This window comes from Streptomyces sp. NPDC059524 (assembly GCF_042749255.1).
GTDB classification, from domain to species: Bacteria; Actinomycetota; Actinomycetes; order Streptomycetales; family Streptomycetaceae; genus Streptomyces; species Streptomyces xanthii.
On record NZ_JBHYTK010000003.1, the window covers coordinates 97,057 to 113,545 of the forward strand.

13 protein-coding genes and 1 tRNA gene are annotated in these 16,489 nt (G+C 67.3%); 2 read left to right on the forward strand and 12 right to left on the reverse strand.

Features of this window, described 5'->3' with window-relative positions:
• From ACFW9D_RS01365 to ACFW9D_RS01415, 11 genes are all read right to left on the reverse strand, one after another.
• The coding region (locus ACFW9D_RS01365) for a DNA-directed RNA polymerase subunit beta' (RefSeq protein ID WP_384616625.1) at positions 1-2,962 on the reverse strand (2,962 nt) is incomplete at its 3' end.
• A gap of 102 nt (positions 2,963-3,064) precedes the next feature.
• Positions 3,065-6,550, reverse strand: coding sequence for a DNA-directed RNA polymerase subunit beta (gene rpoB / locus ACFW9D_RS01370; protein WP_188337389.1), 3,486 nt, complete (start codon positions 6,548-6,550; stop codon positions 3,065-3,067).
• Between the two features lie 573 nt (positions 6,551-7,123).
• A complete protein-coding gene (gene rplL, locus ACFW9D_RS01375; RefSeq protein ID WP_188337390.1) occupies positions 7,124-7,510 on the reverse strand; it encodes a 50S ribosomal protein L7/L12 in 387 nt (128 codons plus the stop codon).
• A gap of 110 nt (positions 7,511-7,620) precedes the next feature.
• Complete coding sequence (rplJ, locus tag ACFW9D_RS01380) at positions 7,621-8,151, reverse strand: 50S ribosomal protein L10 (protein WP_188337391.1); 531 nt, start codon at positions 8,149-8,151, stop codon at positions 7,621-7,623.
• 266 nt (positions 8,152-8,417) lie between these two features.
• Complete coding sequence (locus tag ACFW9D_RS01385; RefSeq protein ID WP_384616628.1) at positions 8,418-9,377, reverse strand: hypothetical protein; 960 nt, start codon at positions 9,375-9,377, stop codon at positions 8,418-8,420.
• Between the two features lie 114 nt (positions 9,378-9,491).
• Positions 9,492-10,193, reverse strand: a complete 702-nt coding sequence (locus ACFW9D_RS01390) for a hypothetical protein (RefSeq protein ID WP_384616629.1) — start codon at positions 10,191-10,193, stop codon at positions 9,492-9,494.
• A 113-nt stretch (positions 10,194-10,306) separates the two neighbouring features.
• Complete coding sequence (gene rplA, locus ACFW9D_RS01395; RefSeq protein ID WP_188337394.1) at positions 10,307-11,038, reverse strand: 50S ribosomal protein L1; 732 nt, start codon at positions 11,036-11,038, stop codon at positions 10,307-10,309.
• 81 nt (positions 11,039-11,119) lie between these two features.
• On the reverse strand, positions 11,120-11,554 hold the full coding sequence (gene rplK, locus ACFW9D_RS01400; RefSeq protein WP_016645192.1) for a 50S ribosomal protein L11: 435 nt from the start codon (positions 11,552-11,554) through the stop codon (positions 11,120-11,122).
• A gap of 198 nt (positions 11,555-11,752) precedes the next feature.
• Positions 11,753-12,634 carry a transcription termination/antitermination protein NusG gene (gene nusG, locus ACFW9D_RS01405; protein WP_188337395.1) on the reverse strand — a complete coding sequence of 294 codons (882 nt, stop codon included), beginning with the start codon at positions 12,632-12,634 and terminating at the stop codon, positions 11,753-11,755.
• A gap of 77 nt (positions 12,635-12,711) precedes the next feature.
• Positions 12,712-12,999, reverse strand: a complete 288-nt coding sequence (secE, locus tag ACFW9D_RS01410; RefSeq protein WP_188337396.1) for a preprotein translocase subunit SecE — start codon at positions 12,997-12,999, stop codon at positions 12,712-12,714.
• A 107-nt stretch (positions 13,000-13,106) separates the two neighbouring features.
• A tRNA-Trp gene (locus tag ACFW9D_RS01415) sits at positions 13,107-13,179 on the reverse strand.
• Positions 13,180-13,392: 213 nt separating this feature from the next.
• Between ACFW9D_RS01415 and ACFW9D_RS01420 the strand changes: the two genes are divergently transcribed.
• Both ACFW9D_RS01420 and ACFW9D_RS01425 read left to right on the forward strand, forming a co-directional pair.
• The gene (locus ACFW9D_RS01420; RefSeq protein WP_188337397.1) at positions 13,393-14,631 is read left to right on the forward strand and encodes a pyridoxal phosphate-dependent aminotransferase; all 1,239 of its coding nucleotides are present in this window, start codon (positions 13,393-13,395) and stop codon (positions 14,629-14,631) included.
• A 137-nt stretch (positions 14,632-14,768) separates the two neighbouring features.
• Entirely contained in the window at positions 14,769-15,791 is a 1,023-nt protein-coding gene (locus ACFW9D_RS01425) for an adenosine deaminase (protein WP_188337398.1), read from the forward strand.
• 75 nt (positions 15,792-15,866) lie between these two features.
• On the opposite strand, the gene ACFW9D_RS01430 is transcribed toward ACFW9D_RS01425, so the two are convergent.
• Positions 15,867-16,472, reverse strand: coding sequence for a TetR/AcrR family transcriptional regulator (locus ACFW9D_RS01430; protein ID WP_384616631.1), 606 nt, complete (start codon positions 16,470-16,472; stop codon positions 15,867-15,869).
• Between the last annotated feature and the right edge of the window lie 17 nt (positions 16,473-16,489).

Below are 16,489 nucleotides of genomic sequence, written 5' to 3' on the forward strand. Positions count from 1 at the left end.
ACTCACCGATGTCGACCGTCTTGCCGGTGGCCAGGGAGCGGCCGTAGCAGAAGGCACAGGTACCGACGGCCGACTCACAGGTCAGGACCGAGCGGGTCTTGACCTCCTCGACGCCGTGCGCGACCAGCTGGTCGATGAGCACGTCACCGAGGTCGACGTTGGCCGGCGCGATGACCTTGCCGTCCACGACGATGTCCTCGGCCAGCATGCGGGCGTACACGCTGGTCTCGACGTCGTCCGCCTTGCGCAGGACGCCGTCGGCGCCCTTCTCGGCGATCCGCAGACGCAGACCGCGGTCGGTGCCGCAGTCCTCCTCGCGGATGATGACGTCCTGGGAAACGTCGACCAGACGACGGGTGAGGTAACCCGAGTCGGCGGTACGCAGAGCGGTGTCGGCGAGACCCTTACGGGCACCGTGGGTGGAGATGAAGTACTCCAGCACGGACAGACCCTCGCGGAACGACGCCTTGATGGGACGCGGGATCGTCTCGTTCTTGGCGTTCGACACCAGACCACGCATACCGGCGATCTGACGCATCTGCATCATGTTTCCTCGGGCACCCGAGTCAACCATCATGAAGATGGGGTTGGTCTTCGGGAAGTTCGCGTTCATCGCCTCGGCAACCTCGTTGGTCGCCTTGGTCCAGATCGCGATGAGCTCCTGAGTGCGCTCTTCCTTCGTGATGAGACCGCGCTCGTACTGCTTCTGGACCTTCTCGTCCTGCGCCTCGTAACCCGCGACGATCTCCTTCTTCGCCTCGGGAACGACGACGTCGGAGATGGCCACGGTGACACCGGAACGGGTCGCCCAGAAGAAGCCGGCCGCCTTCAGGTTGTCGAGCGTCGCCGCCACGATGACCTTGGGGTAGCGCTCGGCCAGGTCGTTGACGATCTCGGAGAGCTGCTTCTTGCCCACCGAGTAGTCGACGAACGGGTAGTCCTCGGGCAGCAGCTCGTTGAAGAGCGCGCGGCCCAGGGTCGTGCGCAGCCGGAAGCTGTCGCCCGGCTGGTACTCGGGCTCGCCCTCCTCGGCGGCCGGCGGCGTCCAGCCACGCGGCGGCATGGTGCCGACCGGGAAGCGGATGTCGACCGGCGACTGCAGCGCCAGCTCGCCGGCGTCGAACGCCATGATCGCCTCGGCGACGGAACCGAACGCGCGGCCCTCGCCCTTGGTGTCACGGAGCTCACCGTCGGTGGTGAGGAAGAACAGACCCAGGACCATGTCCTGCGTCGGCATCGTCACCGGACGGCCGTCGGCGGGCTTGAGGATGTTGTTCGAGGACAGCATCAGGATGCGGGCCTCGGCCTGCGCCTCCGCGGAGAGCGGCAGGTGGACGGCCATCTGGTCACCGTCGAAGTCCGCGTTGAACGCGGTGCAGACGAGCGGGTGGATCTGGATGGCCTTGCCCTCGACCAGCTGCGGCTCGAAGGCCTGGATGCCGAGGCGGTGCAGCGTGGGCGCACGGTTCAGCAGAACCGGGTGCTCGGCGATGACCTCTTCCAGGACGTCGTACACGACCGTGCGGCCGCGCTCGACCATGCGCTTGGCGCTCTTGATGTTCTGCGCGTGGTTCAGGTCCACGAGGCGCTTCATCACGAACGGCTTGAAGAGCTCCAGCGCCATGGCCTTGGGCAGACCACACTGGTGCAGCTTCAGCTGCGGGCCGACGACGATCACGGAACGCGCGGAGTAGTCCACACGCTTACCGAGAAGGTTCTGACGGAAACGACCCTGCTTGCCCTTGAGCATGTCGCTCAGGGACTTCAGCGGGCGGTTACCGGGACCGGTGACCGGGCGACCACGACGACCGTTGTCGAAGAGGGCGTCCACGGCCTCCTGGAGCATGCGCTTCTCGTTGTTCACGATGATCTCGGGGGCACCGAGGTCGAGAAGACGCTTCAGGCGGTTGTTGCGGTTGATGACACGGCGGTACAGGTCGTTCAGGTCGGAGGTCGCGAAGCGGCCACCGTCCAGCTGCACCATCGGACGCAGGTCCGGCGGGATGACCGGGACGCAGTCCAGAACCATGCCCTTGGGGCTGTTCGCGGTCTGCAGGAACGCGGAGACGACCTTGAGGCGCTTGAGCGCACGGGTCTTCTTCTGGCCCTTGCCGGTACGGATGATCTCGCGGAGGCGCTCGGCCTCCTCCTCGAGGTCGAAGGTCTCCAGGCGCTTCTGCAGCGCCGCGGCACCCATCGAACCGTCGAAGTACGTGCCGAAGCGGTCACGGAGCTCGCGGTAGAGCAGCTCGTCGCCCTCGAGGTCCTGGACCTTGAGGTTCTTGAACCGGTTCCACACCTCGTCGAGACGGTCGATCTCGCGCTGCGCTCGGTCGCGCAGCTGCTTCATCTCGCGCTCGGCACCCTCGCGCACCTTGCGGCGCACGTCGGCCTTGGCACCCTCGGCCTCGAGCTCGGCCAGGTCGGTCTCGAGCTTCTTGGCGCGGTTCTCCAGGTCGGAGTCGCGGCGGTTCTCGATCTGCTGACGCTCGACCTGGACGTGCGCCTCGAGGGAGGGCAGGTCGCGGGTACGGCGCTCCTCGTCGACGTACGTGATCATGTACGCCGCGAAGTAGATGACCTTCTCGAGGTCCTTGGGAGCCAGGTCGAGCAGGTAGCCCAGCCGGCTCGGGACACCCTTGAAGTACCAGATGTGCGTGACGGGGGCGGCGAGCTCGATGTGACCCATCCGCTCACGGCGCACCTTGGCGCGCGTGACCTCGACGCCACAGCGCTCGCAGATGATGCCCTTGAAGCGGACGCGCTTGTACTTGCCGCAGTAGCACTCCCAGTCCCGGGTGGGACCGAAGATCTTCTCGCAGAAGAGCCCGTCCTTTTCCGGCTTGAGGGTGCGGTAGTTGATCGTCTCGGGCTTCTTGACCTCGCCGTGGCTCCACTGACGGATGTCGTCAGCGGTGGCCAGGCCGATCCGGAGCTCGTCGAAGAAGTTGACGTCGAGCACTATGCGTCAATCCCTCTCAGGGTTGTAAGTCTGTGGTCTGAAACGGGGGTCGAGGGGTCGGCGGGGGCCTCACCTGACGGCGAGGCCCCTACCGGACTCCCGTCAGACCTCTTCGACGCTGCTCGGCTCGCGCCGCGACAGGTCGATGCCGAGCTCCTCCGCTGCGCGGAAGACGTCCTCGTCGGTGTCGCGCATCTCGATGGACATGCCGTCCGAGGACAGCACCTCCACGTTGAGGCACAGGGACTGCATTTCCTTGATGAGCACCTTGAAGGACTCGGGAATGCCGGGCTCAGGGATGTTCTCGCCCTTGACGATGGCCTCGTAGACCTTCACGCGGCCGGTGACGTCGTCGGACTTGATGGTCAGCAGCTCCTGGAGGGCGTAAGCGGCGCCGTACGCCTCCAGCGCCCACACCTCCATCTCACCGAAGCGCTGGCCACCGAACTGGGCCTTACCACCCAGCGGCTGCTGGGTGATCATCGAGTACGGACCGGTCGACCGGGCGTGCAGCTTGTCGTCGACCAGGTGGTGGAGCTTGAGGATGTACATGTACCCGACCGAGATCGGGTCCGGGAACGGCTCACCGGAACGGCCGTCGAACAGCCGCGCCTTACCGGTGGGCAGAACCATGCGGTCGCCGTCCCGGTTCGGGATGGTGTGCTCGAGCAGACCGGCCAGCTCGTCCTCGCGGGCACCGTCGAAGACCGGGGTCGCGACGTTGGTACGCGGCTCGACCTTGTCGGCGCCGATCGCCTGGAGGCGCTTGGCCCACTCGTCACCGAGACCGGAGACGTCCCAGCCCTGGCTGGCGAGCCAGCCGAGGTGGATCTCCAGGACCTGTCCCGGGTTCATTCGGGACGGGACACCCAGCGGGTTGAGGATGATGTCGACCGGGGTGCCGTCCTCCAGGAACGGCATGTCCTCGATCGGGTTGATCTTCGAGATGACGCCCTTGTTGCCGTGACGGCCGGCGAGCTTGTCACCATCGGTGATCTTGCGCTTCTGCGCGACGTAGACACGAACCAGCTGGTTCACGCCCGGCGGCAGCTCGTCGCCCTCTTCGCGGTCGAAGACGCGGACACCGATGACCTTGCCGATCTCACCGTGCGGCACCTTCAGCGAGGTGTCGCGCACCTCGCGCGCCTTCTCACCGAAGATCGCGCGGAGCAGGCGCTCCTCGGGGGTCAGCTCGGTCTCACCCTTGGGCGTGACCTTGCCGACGAGGATGTCGCCGGCGACGACCTCGGCACCGATACGGATGATGCCGCGCTCGTCGAGGTCGGCGAGGACCTCCTCCGAGACGTTCGGGATGTCCCGGGTGATCTCCTCGGGGCCCAGCTTGGTGTCACGGGCGTCGACCTCGTGCTCCTCGATGTGGATCGAGGAGAGGACGTCGTCCTGCACGAGGCGCTGCGACAGGATGATCGCGTCCTCGTAGTTGTGACCTTCCCAGGGCATGAACGCGACGAGCAGGTTCTTGCCGAGGGCCATCTCGCCCTCTTCGGTCGCGGGACCGTCGGCCAGCACCTGGCCGGCGATGATCCGCTGACCCTCGTCCACGACGACCTTCTGGTTCACAGAGGTGCCCTGGTTGGAGCGCGAGAACTTGTGCAGGCGGTACGTGGTGTACGTGCCGTCGTCGTTGGTGATGGTGATGTAGTCCGCGGAGACCTCCTGGACCACACCGTCCTTCTCGGCCTTGAGCACGTCACCGGCGTCGGTGGCGCAGCGGTACTCCATGCCGGTGCCGACGAGCGGGGCCTCCGACTTAATCAGCGGCACCGCCTGACGCATCATGTTCGCGCCCATGAGGGCACGGTTGGCGTCGTCGTGCTCGAGGAAGGGGATCATGGCGGTCGCGACCGACACCATCTGGCGCGGGGAGACGTCCATGTAGTCGACGTCCGTGCCGGGCACGTAGTCGACCTCGCCGCCACGACGGCGGACCAGCACGCGGTTCTCGACGAAGCGGAGCTCGTCGTTGAGCGGCGCGTTGGCCTGCGCGATGACGAAGCGGTCTTCCTCGTCGGCCGTCAGGTAGTCGACGTCGTCGGTGACGACACCGTCGACGACCTTGCGGTACGGCGTCTCGATGAAGCCGAACGGGTTGATCCGGCCGTACGAGGCGAGCGAGCCGATCAGACCGATGTTCGGGCCTTCGGGCGTCTCGATCGGGCACATGCGGCCGTAGTGCGACGGGTGCACGTCTCGGACCTCGAAGCCGGCCCGCTCACGGGACAGACCACCCGGGCCGAGGGCGTTCAGACGACGCTTGTGCGTCAGCCCCGACAGCGGGTTGTTCTGGTCCATGAACTGGGACAGCTGGGAGGTGCCGAAGAACTCCTTGATCGACGCCACCACGGGGCGGATGTTGATCAGGGTCTGCGGCGTGATCGCCTCGACGTCCTGGGTCGTCATGCGCTCGCGCACGACGCGCTCCATACGGGCGAGACCCGTACGGACCTGGTTCTGGATCAGCTCACCGACGTTACGGATACGGCGGTTGCCGAAGTGGTCGATGTCGTCGGTCTCGACGATGATCTCGCGGCCCGACTCGGAGACCGTCTCGGTCTCACCGGCGTGCAGCTTCACCAGGTACTTGATGGTGGCGATGATGTCGTCGGTGGTGAGGACGCCGGCGTCCAGCGGCTCGTCCGCGCCGAGCTTCTTGTTCACCTTGTAGCGGCCGACCTTCGCGAGGTCGTAGCGCTTCGGGTTGAAGTAGAGGTTCTCGAGCAGCGTCTGCGCGGCCTCACGGGTCGGCGGCTCGCCCGGACGCAGCTTGCGGTAGATGTCGAGCAGCGCGTCGTCCTGGCCCTGGGTGTGGTCCTTCTCCAGGGTGGCGCGCATGGACTCGTACTGGCCGAACTCCTCGAGGATCTGCTCGGTCGTCCAACCGAGAGCCTTGAGCAGGACGGTGACGGACTGCTTGCGCTTGCGGTCGATGCGCACACCGACCATGTCGCGCTTGTCGATCTCCATCTCCAGCCAGGCACCACGCGAGGGGATGACCTTGGCCGAGAAGATGTCCTTGTCGGACGTCTTGTCGATGGAGGAGTCGAAGTAGACACCGGGCGAGCGGACGAGCTGCGAGACGACGACACGCTCGGTGCCGTTGATGACGAAGGTGCCCTTGTCCGTCATGAGCGGGAAGTCGCCCATGAAGACGGTCTGGGACTTGATCTCGCCCGTCTCGTTGTTCGTGAACTCGGCGGTGACGAAGAGCGGGGCGGCGTACGTGAAGTCGCGCTCCTTGCACTCGTCGATCGAGTTCTTCGGAGGCTCGAAGCGGTGGTCGCGGAACGTCAGGGACATCGACCCGGAGAAGTCCTCGATCGGGGAGATCTCCTCGAAGATCTCCTCGAGGCCGGACTTGGTGGGGACGTCCTGACCGGACTCCAGAGCCGCCTCGACCCGACTCTGCCAGGCGGTGTTGCCGAGCAGCCAGTCAAAGCTCTCGGTCTGCAGCGCGAGCAGGTTCGGAACCTCGAGGGGCTCCTTGATCTTTGCAAAGGAGATGCGCAGCGGGGCGGTGCTTGCGCCATTGTTCGTATTCGCGGTCGAGGCGTTGCGCGAGGCGGCCAAGAGGGGGTCCTTCCGAGGGCTCGGACTCACTACGCGCGTACCGGTCCCAAGCCAGACAGAGAGACAGAACGCCCAGGTCAGGGTTGATTCGGTCCACTGTGCTCAAGCGAGGGCATGCCCCTGGTGACGGGCAGGGAGCAGCTAACAGGCAGCGCAAAGGGACAGTGTAGCCAGAAGGCCCACTGATGTCCAGTCCGGGTTTTTTGAGACCCTCGTTGTTCTCAACCGTTCACCGTTCGCGGCATGCCCTGTGCGCTCAGCGAGCGCACATCCTTACTGCCCTCTTCGTCGCCGATCCATGCCTCGGATACGGATCCTTGTGACGACGCGTCCTGAGAATTGCGCGCTGCGTGCGGTTCGTCAAGGCCCCCGCTCGCCCGAACCGGGGTGGTTCCAGGCACGACGAAGATCACCATACTCCGCGTGACCAGCAGTGCAAGGGACCCTCGACCCGAGTGCCGGACAACGCCGAAAGGCGACCACCCACTTGGGTGATCGCCTTTCGGTACGTCGGTGTTACACCCCTGAAGGGTGCAGTTTCACCGAGGAAGAGTCAGCAGACTCGAAGAGGTCTTACTTGACCTCGACGGAGGCGCCGGCGCCCTCGAGGGCCTCCTTGGCCTTGTCCGCGGCGTCCTTCGCGACCTTCTCGAGGACCGGCTTCGGGGTGCCGTCGACGAGGTCCTTGGCCTCCTTGAGGCCCAGGGAGGTGAGCTCGCGCACGACCTTGATGACCTGGATCTTCTTGTCGCCGGCACCCGTGAGGATGACGTCGAACTCGTCCTGCTCCTCGGCGGCAGCGGCGTCGCCGCCACCCTGGGCCGGACCGGCGGCAACGGCGACGGCCGCGGCGGCGGTGACGTCGAACTTCTCCTCGAAGGCCTTCACGAACTCGGAGAGCTCGATGAGGGTCATCTCCTCGAACTGGGCGAGCAGGTCTTCCTGGCTGAGCTTCGCCATGATGGGCGATCCTTCCACTAAATCGGCTGGTGCCGGTTGTCCATGTAGGCGGGCGTACGGTCGGCCCGCTTCGACCACTGCCTCAGGCAGCGATCAGAGTGCGAGCCGAATTACTCGGCACCGCCCTGCTCGGCCTGCTTGACACGAAGCGCCTCCGCGGTGCGGACGAACTTCGAGGGCAGCGCCTGGAAGAGCTGAGCAGCCTGGGACTGCTTGCCCTTGAAGGCACCGGCCAGCTTGCTGAGCAGAACCTCGCGGGACTCGAGGTCCGCAAGCTTCTTGATCTCGTCGGCGGAGAGCGCCTTGCCGTCAAGGACACCGCCCTTGATGACGAGGTTCGGGTTCTCCTTGGCGAAGTCACGAAGACCCTTCGCCGACTCCACCGGGTCACCGGTGACGAAGGCGACCGCCGTCGGACCATTGAAGAGGTCGTCCAGCGTGTCGATCCCGGCCTGGTTGGCCGCGATCTTGGTCAGCGTGTTCTTCACCACGGCGTACTCGGAGTTCTCACCGAGCGAACGGCGCAGCTGCTTGAGCTGGGCCACGGTGAGACCCCGGTACTCGGTCAGCACGGCGGCGTTCGAGCTGCGGAACTTGTCCGTGAGCTCGGCTACCGCGGCAGCCTTGTCGGGCGTCGGCATAGAGCGTCGGCCTCCTTCCGGGTGATGAGGACCGCTCGCAAGGAGGCTGGGAAAACGAAACGCCCCGGCGCAGGCGCACGGGGCGTGAGCTCGACCAGAATCCTGAAGCGGAATCCGGGAGCACTTCCACAGTCACCTGCGCGGGTCGTCCGCAGTTTCAGCGGATCCTTCGGCCACCGCGCCCTCTTGCGAGTGCGCAGCAACGACCAGCGGTCTTTGGCTTCTGTGGAAGATTACGTGAAGGGGAGCGTCCCGAGCAAATCCGCTCAGACGTCGCCGTCGGCACCGGTCGCGGACCCGGGGTCACCGGCCGCCTCACCGATCTTCTTCAGCATCTCCATGAGGTCGAAGGTCTGGTCCGCGGGCGGCACCTCGACCTTCACGGCCGATCCGTAGTCCGAGAAGGACTCGTTGATCTCGACCGCGCCCTGCGGCGTCTTCATGGTGACGTCGATCCGGACCGGAAGGTCGTCCTCGTTGACCCACAGCTCGGTGTCGTAGCCCTTGATGCCGGACTTCTTGACGTTCTTCAGGAGCTCGTCGCGCTCGGACCTGCTGAGGGCCTTCAGCGAGTCGTTCTTCTCCATCATCTCGTCGACGGTGAGCTTGCCCTTGTAGTGCTGCGTCTTCACGCCGTCGACGGTGGCCGCGCCCAGGTGCTTCAGGTTCGGCGACGAGAGCAGGACGGCGATCTGCTGCGCCGGGTCCTGGTTCATGCTGTCCAGGCTGCCGGTCATCTGGCGCATCAGCTGCTCGTCGCCGGACTTCTCGGCCATGGCGCCGAGGTCCATCTTCATCCAGCGCTTGCCGTCCATCATGTCCATGTCCTTGGTCGCCTCGGCGCCCATGTCCATGTACATCACGTCGTCCTGCCACACCATGCGCATTTTCTCCGGGGCGTCCGGATCGCCGGCGGTGAGCGCGGAGCCCGTCATCGTCATATCCATGACGGTCGGGTCCCAGCCCATCGTGCCGGACATCTTCATGGTGCCGCCGCCGTCGAGGCCGGTCGGAGTCTTCATCGTCATCTCGACCTTGGCCGACTTCGCGGCCTCGGTCTTCTTGAACGCGGCCGTCAGGGCCTGCGTCACCTGGGACTGCGACCTGGTGCCCGCGTCCGAGGCCGAACCGCTCTTCTCGGAACCCTCGTCGCAGGCCACGGCCCCGGCGCAGAGCAGCGCGGTGACAGTGGCGGCGCCGAGCGCGCGTCGTACGGCAACAGTCATCTCAATCCCACCCCTTTGAACACGTGTCTGAACCGAACCCGTGTATGTGCCGCACGATATCCGACGCCTCGGACAGCGCCCCGTGAATATCCAGCCCGGCGCTCCCGCGCCCGGTCAGCCCTCGGCGCGCACGTCCGCCAGGTCCACGGTGTCGCGCCCGGGCGGCCGCTCGGCCCGCGCGCGGGCCCCGTAGTCCCGGTAGTGGACGGTGCTGCGGAAGTCGCCGGCCCGCTGGGTGCGCCGTACCAGCAGGTCCCGGGCGTCGATCCACACGTCGACGCGCTGCTTCCCCGCGGTGCCCCGGTAGTGGGTGGTGCGCACGCCGCGCACGGTCTCCCGGCCCACCCGGTGGGTGTCCCCGGCCGCGGCGAGCGTCTTCAGGCAGTCGGCCGGGCCCAGGTCGCTCCGCTCGTCGTAGGTGTGCCGGATCCAGTGGCGGCCGTCCTGGAGCCCGGCGAAGCGCTCACTCATACGGGTGTAGTACGCGTCCGGCAGGAAGCGCGTCTGGGACGGGTCTCCGCCCAACGCGCGCGTGGAGGCGGCCAGTTCGCCGCCGGTGACACGGACCGTGAGGGTGCCCTCGACGCCGCCGGACCAGCGCAGGGCGCCGCTGCTCCGGGTGCGCAGCCGGTCGCCGGTGTCCGTCGTGGCCTCGATCCGGGCCGAGCCCGCCGCCGTGACCTCCGCGCGGGCCGCCCGCAGGGCCTGGGGCACGCCCTGACGGTCCCGTCCGTCGTGTCCCTCGTGCCCGGCGCCGCAGCCCGCGAGCAGGACGCCCACGGCGGCCAGCGCGACCGTCCCCCGTACGTGTCTCATCGGGGCCGACGCTAGCGCAGCCTCCGCCAGGGGCGGGCCGGAAAAGAGGAACGGGCCCCGCACCTCGGAAGGTGCGGGGCCCGTCGCCGACTTCAGCGAGTCTCCGGAGAGGCTCAGACCGCGGCCGGGTCCTCCTCGGTGAGGAGGTTGCGGGTGCGGTTCGGGTCGACCGGAATGCCGGGGCCCATCGTGGTGGTGATGGCGGCCTTCTTGATGTAGCGACCCTTGGCGGCGGACGGCTTCAGACGGAGGATCTCCTCCAGGGCCGCGCCGTAGTTCTCCACCAGCTTGGTGTCGTCGAAGGACGCCTTGCCGATGATGAAGTGCAGGTTCGAGTGCTTGTCGACGCGGAACTCGATCTTGCCGCCCTTGATCTCGTTCACGGCCTTGGCCACGTCCGGGGTCACGGTGCCGGTCTTCGGGTTCGGCATGAGGCCACGGGGACCGAGCACGCGGCCGAGGCGGCCGACCTTGCCCATGAGGTCCGGCGTGGCGACGACGGCGTCGAACTCGTTCAGGCGCTGGCCCTTGGAGATCTCGTCGATGAGCTCGTCGGAGCCGACGATGTCGGCGCCGGCGGCCTCCGCGGCCGCAGCACGGTCACCGGTCGCGAAGACCAGGACCCGGGCGGTCTTGCCGGTGCCGTGCGGGAGGTTCACGGTGCCACGGACCATCTGGTCGGCCTTGCGCGGGTCAACGCCCAGGCGGAAGGCGACCTCGACGGTGCCGTCGAACTTCGTCGCGGAGGTCTCCTTGGCGAGACGGACGGCCTCGAGCGGGGCGTAGAGCTTGTCCCGGTCGATCTTGGCGTCCGCAGCGCGGAGAGTCTTGCTGCGCTTGCTCACTACTGCTCCTGTGTGTCTGAGGAGTCGTGGTGTGGGCCGAGCAGGCCCTACCACGGTGTTCTACTGCTTACGGGGGTGAGGTCAGCCCTCGACCGTGATGCCCATGGAACGGGCGGTGCCGGCGATGATCTTGGACGCGGCGTCCAGGTCATTGGCGTTGAGGTCGGGCATCTTCGTGGTGGCGATCTCGCGGACCTGCGCCTCGGTGATCTTGGCGACCTTGGTCTTGTGCGGCTCGCCGGAGCCCTTCTCGACACCAGCGGCCTTGAGGATCATCTTCGCGGCCGGCGGGGTCTTGGTGATGAAGGTGAAGGAACGGTCTTCGTAGACCGTGATCTCCACCGGGATGACCCAACCGCGCTGCGACTCGGTCGCGGCGTTGTAGGCCTTGCAGAACTCCATGATGTTCACGCCGTGCTGGCCCAGCGCGGGGCCGACCGGCGGAGCCGGGTTGGCGGCGCCGGCCTGGATCTGGAGCTTGATGAGCCCCGTGACCTTCTTCTTCTTGGGAGGCATGTGCTCTCTCTCCGGGTCTTAGTGAGAGTGTTCAGCCGCCACCCGTGTTCGATGATCGTCCTGATCATCCGGATGGAGGCATACCGCACAAAGATAACGGGTATCCCTGCGTGGCTAAAAACCGAGCAGGTCAGACCGGCTTTTGAGAGCCCGTCTGACCTGTTCGGAAGCGGTGTGCCCAGAAGGTTCTAGTAGCGACTAGTTCTTCTGGATCTGGTCGAAGCTGAGCTCGACCGGGGTCTCGCGGCCGAAGATCTCGACGAGGCCCTTGACCTTCTTCGAGTCGGCGTTGATCTCGTTGATCGTGGCCTGCAGTGTGGCGAACGGGCCGTCGGTGACGGTGACCGAGTCGCCCACCTCGAAGTCCAGGACCTCGACGGTGACCTTGCGGGCCGGAGCCGGCTTGCCCTCGGCCTCGGCGGCCTCGCGGGCGGCCTTCTCCTCGGCCTCCGGGGCGAGCATCTTGACGATCTCGTCCAGGGTCAGCGGGTACGGGTCGTAGGCGTTGCCCACGAAGCCGGTGACGCCGGGGGTGTTGCGGACGACGCCCCAGGACTCGTTCGTCAGGTCCATGCGGACGAGCACGTAGCCGGGCAGCTTGTTCTGCCGGACGTTCTTGCGCTCGCCGTTCTTGATCTGGACGATCTCTTCCTCGGGGACCTCGGCCTGGTAGATGAAGTCCTCGACGTTCAGCGAGACGGCACGCTGCTCCAGGTTCGCCTTCACGCGCTTCTCGTAGCCCGCGTAGGTGTGGATCACGTACCACTCGCCCGGGAGACCGCGCAGCTCGTCACGGAGGGCGGCGATCGGGTCGACCGGCGCCTGCTCCTCCTCGGACTCCTCGTCCTCGACGGCGGCGTCCTCGTCGGCCTCGGCGTCGACGGTCTCGTCCTCGGCGGCCTCGGCCTCGTCGGCTTCCTCGACGACCTCGAGGGCGGCCTCTTCGGCGGGCTCGCCGGCGGCGATGTCGGCAGCTTCGGCCTGGTCCGGGTCCTCGGAGTCCGCCGCCTCGACGATGTCGAGCTGGTCCTCCACGGACTCCGCCGACTCGATGGCGTCGTTCAGGTTCGGGTCAGACACGGTGGCTGCTTCTTCCTGGATACATAGGGGTGGAACGCGCGAAAGGGGCGCCGGACACGGCGCCCTCCGCTTTCGGCTCAGCCGAAGATGTACTTGATGAGATGGCTGAACCCATAGTCAATCACGGTGACCAGACCGATCATGATGACGACGAACACGATCACCACGGTGGTGTACGTCGAGAGCTGACTACGCGTCGGCCAGACGACCTTGCGGAGTTCCGCGACGATCTGGCGGTAGAAGAGTGCGAGGCGGCCGAAGGGGCCCTTCTTGCCGCGCTTGCCGCCCTTGCGGGCCTTCTTCTTGGACTCCGGCGCCTCGTCCTGGGCATCAGGCATGTCGATGGAGCCCACGGCGTCCGTCACTCGTCCTCACCTGATTCCGGGTCGTGGCCGTGCCGCGCCCGGTTGAGCCGCACGGCGGTGCATTGCAGTACGTACATGCGCACACATCCTGGCGATGGAGTGTGTAGCAGGGCCGGAGGGACTTGAACCCCCAACCGCTGGTTTTGGAGACCAGTGCTCTACCAATTGAGCTACGACCCTTTGCTTCCCCCAACGTACCGCATCCTCCCGATTGCACGGTGTGTGCTCGGAAAGCGCGGCCGGTGAAGGCCAACGAGCAGTGAGTGTACGTGTTCCGAGGGCCTCCGTCGAACGGATACGGACCAGAAGTGGATCTACACCTGATCGTCAGGTGATCGTCCGGTCCGTGAAACCCGTGTGCCGGGCGGCTTTCCGGTCTGGAACGATGGGTTCATGAGCGCTGCTGCTACTCCTTCGTCCTCGCCCACCGAGCGCCGGGTCTCCGCCCGGATCGGCGCGATCTCCGAGTCCGCGACCCTCGCTGTCGACGCCAAGGCCAAGGCCCTCAAGGCCGCCGGGCGTCCGGTCATCGGCTTCGGCGCGGGTGAGCCCGACTTCCCCACCCCGGACTACATCGTCGAAGCGGCCGTCGAGGCCTGCAAGAACCCGAAGTACCACCGCTACACGCCGGCCGGCGGCCTGCCCGAGCTCAAGGCCGCGATCGCCGCGAAGACGCTGCGCGACTCCGGCTACGAGCCCGAGGCCGCCGAGATCCTGGTCACCAACGGCGGCAAGCAGGCCATCTACGAGGCCTTCGCCGCGATCCTCGACCCGGGGGACGAGGTCATCGTCCCGGCCCCGTACTGGACGACGTACCCGGAGTCGATCCGTCTCGCCGGCGGTGTCCCGGTCGAGGTCGTCGCCGACGAGACGACCGGCTACCGCGTCTCGGTGGAGCAGCTCGAGGCCGCGCGCACGGAGAAGACCAAGGTCGTCCTCTTCGTGTCGCCGTCGAACCCGACGGGCGCGGTCTACAGCCGTGAGGACGCCGAGGCCATCGGCCGCTGGGCGCTCGAGCACGGCCTGTGGGTCATGACGGACGAGATCTACGAGCACCTGGTCTACGGCGACGCGGAGTTCACGTCGCTGCCCGCGCTCCTGCCCGAGCTGCGCGACAAGTGCATCGTGGTGAACGGCGTGGCCAAGACGTACGCGATGACCGGCTGGCGCGTGGGGTGGATCATCGGCCCGAAGGACGTGGTGAAGGCCGCGACGAACCTGCAGTCGCACGCCACCTCCAACGTGTCGAACGTGGCGCAGGCCGCCGCCATCGCCGCCGTCTCCGGCGACCTGACCGCCGTCGAGAAGATGCGTGAGGCCTTCGACCGGCGCCGCAAGACGATCGTGCGGATGCTCAACGAGATCGACGGCTTCGTCTGCCCCGAGCCGGAGGGCGCGTTCTACGCGTACCCGTCGGTGAAGGGCCTGCTCGGCAAGGAGATCCGCGGCAAGCGTCCGCAGACCTCGGTCGAGCTGGCGGCGCTCATCCTGGAGGAGGCCGAGGTCGCGGTGGTTCCGGGCGAGGCCTTCGGCACGCCGGGTTACCTGCGTCTGTCGTACGCGCTGGGCGACGAGGACCTCGTCGAGGGCGTCTCGCGCGTCCAGAAGCTGCTGGCCGAGGCGCGCGACTAGTCCGTGCTTCCGCCTGGGCGGGCCGTCCCCTTCGGGGGGCGGCCCGCTTTCTTGTGCGTCCGGTTGTTTGTTCGCTGTCGGCCCCGAACGGGGAAAGGCGCTACCGGTACGACCGGTGTGTGCGGCAGGATCACTGGATGGAGCGTGTAGCACGTGATGTACGTCAGTTGCCGAAGGCCCATCTGCACCTGCACTTCACCGGGTCGATGCGGCCCACGACCCTGCTGGAGCTGGCCGACAAGTACGGCGTGCGGCTGCCCGACGCGCTGACCGGCGCGGAGCCGCCGAAGCTGCGGGCGACCGACGAGCGCGGCTGGTTCCGTTTCCAGCGGCTCTACGACGCGGCGCGTTCCTGTCTGCGGGAGCCCGAGGACATCCAGCGTCTGGTGCGCGAGGCCGCCGAGGAGGACCTGGCGGACGGCTCGGGCTGGCTGGAGATCCAGGTCGACCCGACGTCGTACGCGCCGCGCCTGGGCGGGCTCATCCCGGCGCTCGAGGTCATCCTGGACGCGGTCGACCGGGCCTCGCGGGACACCGGGCTCGGGATGCGCGTGCTGGTCGCGGCGAACCGGATGAAGCACCCCCTGGACGCCCGCACGCTGGCCCGGCTGGCGGTGCGGTACGCGGACCGGGGCATCGTCGGTTTCGGGCTCTCCAACGACGAACGGCGCGGCATGGCGCGGGACTTCGACCGGGCCTTCCACATCGCGCGCGAGGGCGGGCTGCTGTCCGCGCCGCACGGGGGCGAGCTGACCGGCCCGTCGTCGGTGCGGGACTGCCTGGACGACCTGGACGCCACCCGGATCGGGCACGGGGTGCGGGCGGCCGAGGACCCGCGTCTGCTCAAGCGGCTCGCCGACCGCGGGGTGACCTGTGAGGTGTGCCCCGCGTCCAATGTGGCGCTCGGCGTCTACGAGAAGCCCGAGGACGTGCCGCTGCGGCCGCTCTTCGAGGCCGGGGTGCCGATGGCGCTGGGCGCGGACGACCCGCTGCTGTTCGGTTCGCGTCTGGCCGCCCAGTACGAGATCGCGCGGCGCCACCACGACTTCTCGGACGCGGAACTGGCCGAGCTGGCGCGGCAGTCGGTGCGGGGCTCGGCGGCGCCGGAGGATGTCAGGCAGCGGCTCCTGGGCGGCATCGACGCCTGGCTGACGGCCTGAGGGCCGGTCCGCGCGGGTTGAGGCCTTCAGGGCAGCTCTTCAAGGGCTCTTCAAGGGCTTCAGGGCTTCAGGTCTTCAGGGCGCGATCCCGCCGAGCAGGGTGCGGGCCAGGCCCGTGGCGAAGGCGTCCAGGGACTGCGGCGGCTTGCGGTCGGGCGACATGTCGTACGCGAAGGCTCGCTGGGCGCAGGCGCCCAGGAGGAGCGAGGCGGCCGCGTAGGTGTCGGCGCCTGGGGCGACGCGGCCGGCGGCCTGTTCGGCGCGCAGGTAGGCGTCGAGGCCCTGGATCGGCTTGTGCGGGCCCGAGCCGAGGCCGCGCAGGATGTCTTCGTGGCGGCGCTTGAGCTGCGGCTCGGCATACAGGGACGCGGCCATCGGGAAGGTCTCCTCGTAGAAGAGGGCCGCCTCGCGCGCGATGTCGGTGAGGTTCTCCTCGACCGTGCGGTCGGGGTTCGCGACGCCCTCGGTGAGCCGGCTCAGGAGGGAGCCGAGCTTCGGGAGGCGCTCGTGGAGCACCGTGACGAAGAGCTCCTCCTTGTTGGCGAAGTACTTGTAGAGCGCGGCTTCGGAGCAGCCCGCGGCCTGGGCGATCGCCTTCGTGGTGGTGCGGGCGAGGCCGATGCTCAGCATGAGGTCGTGAGCGGCGTCGACGATGCGGACGCGGGCCGGCTTCTGGTCCATGCGGATTCCAACCAGGC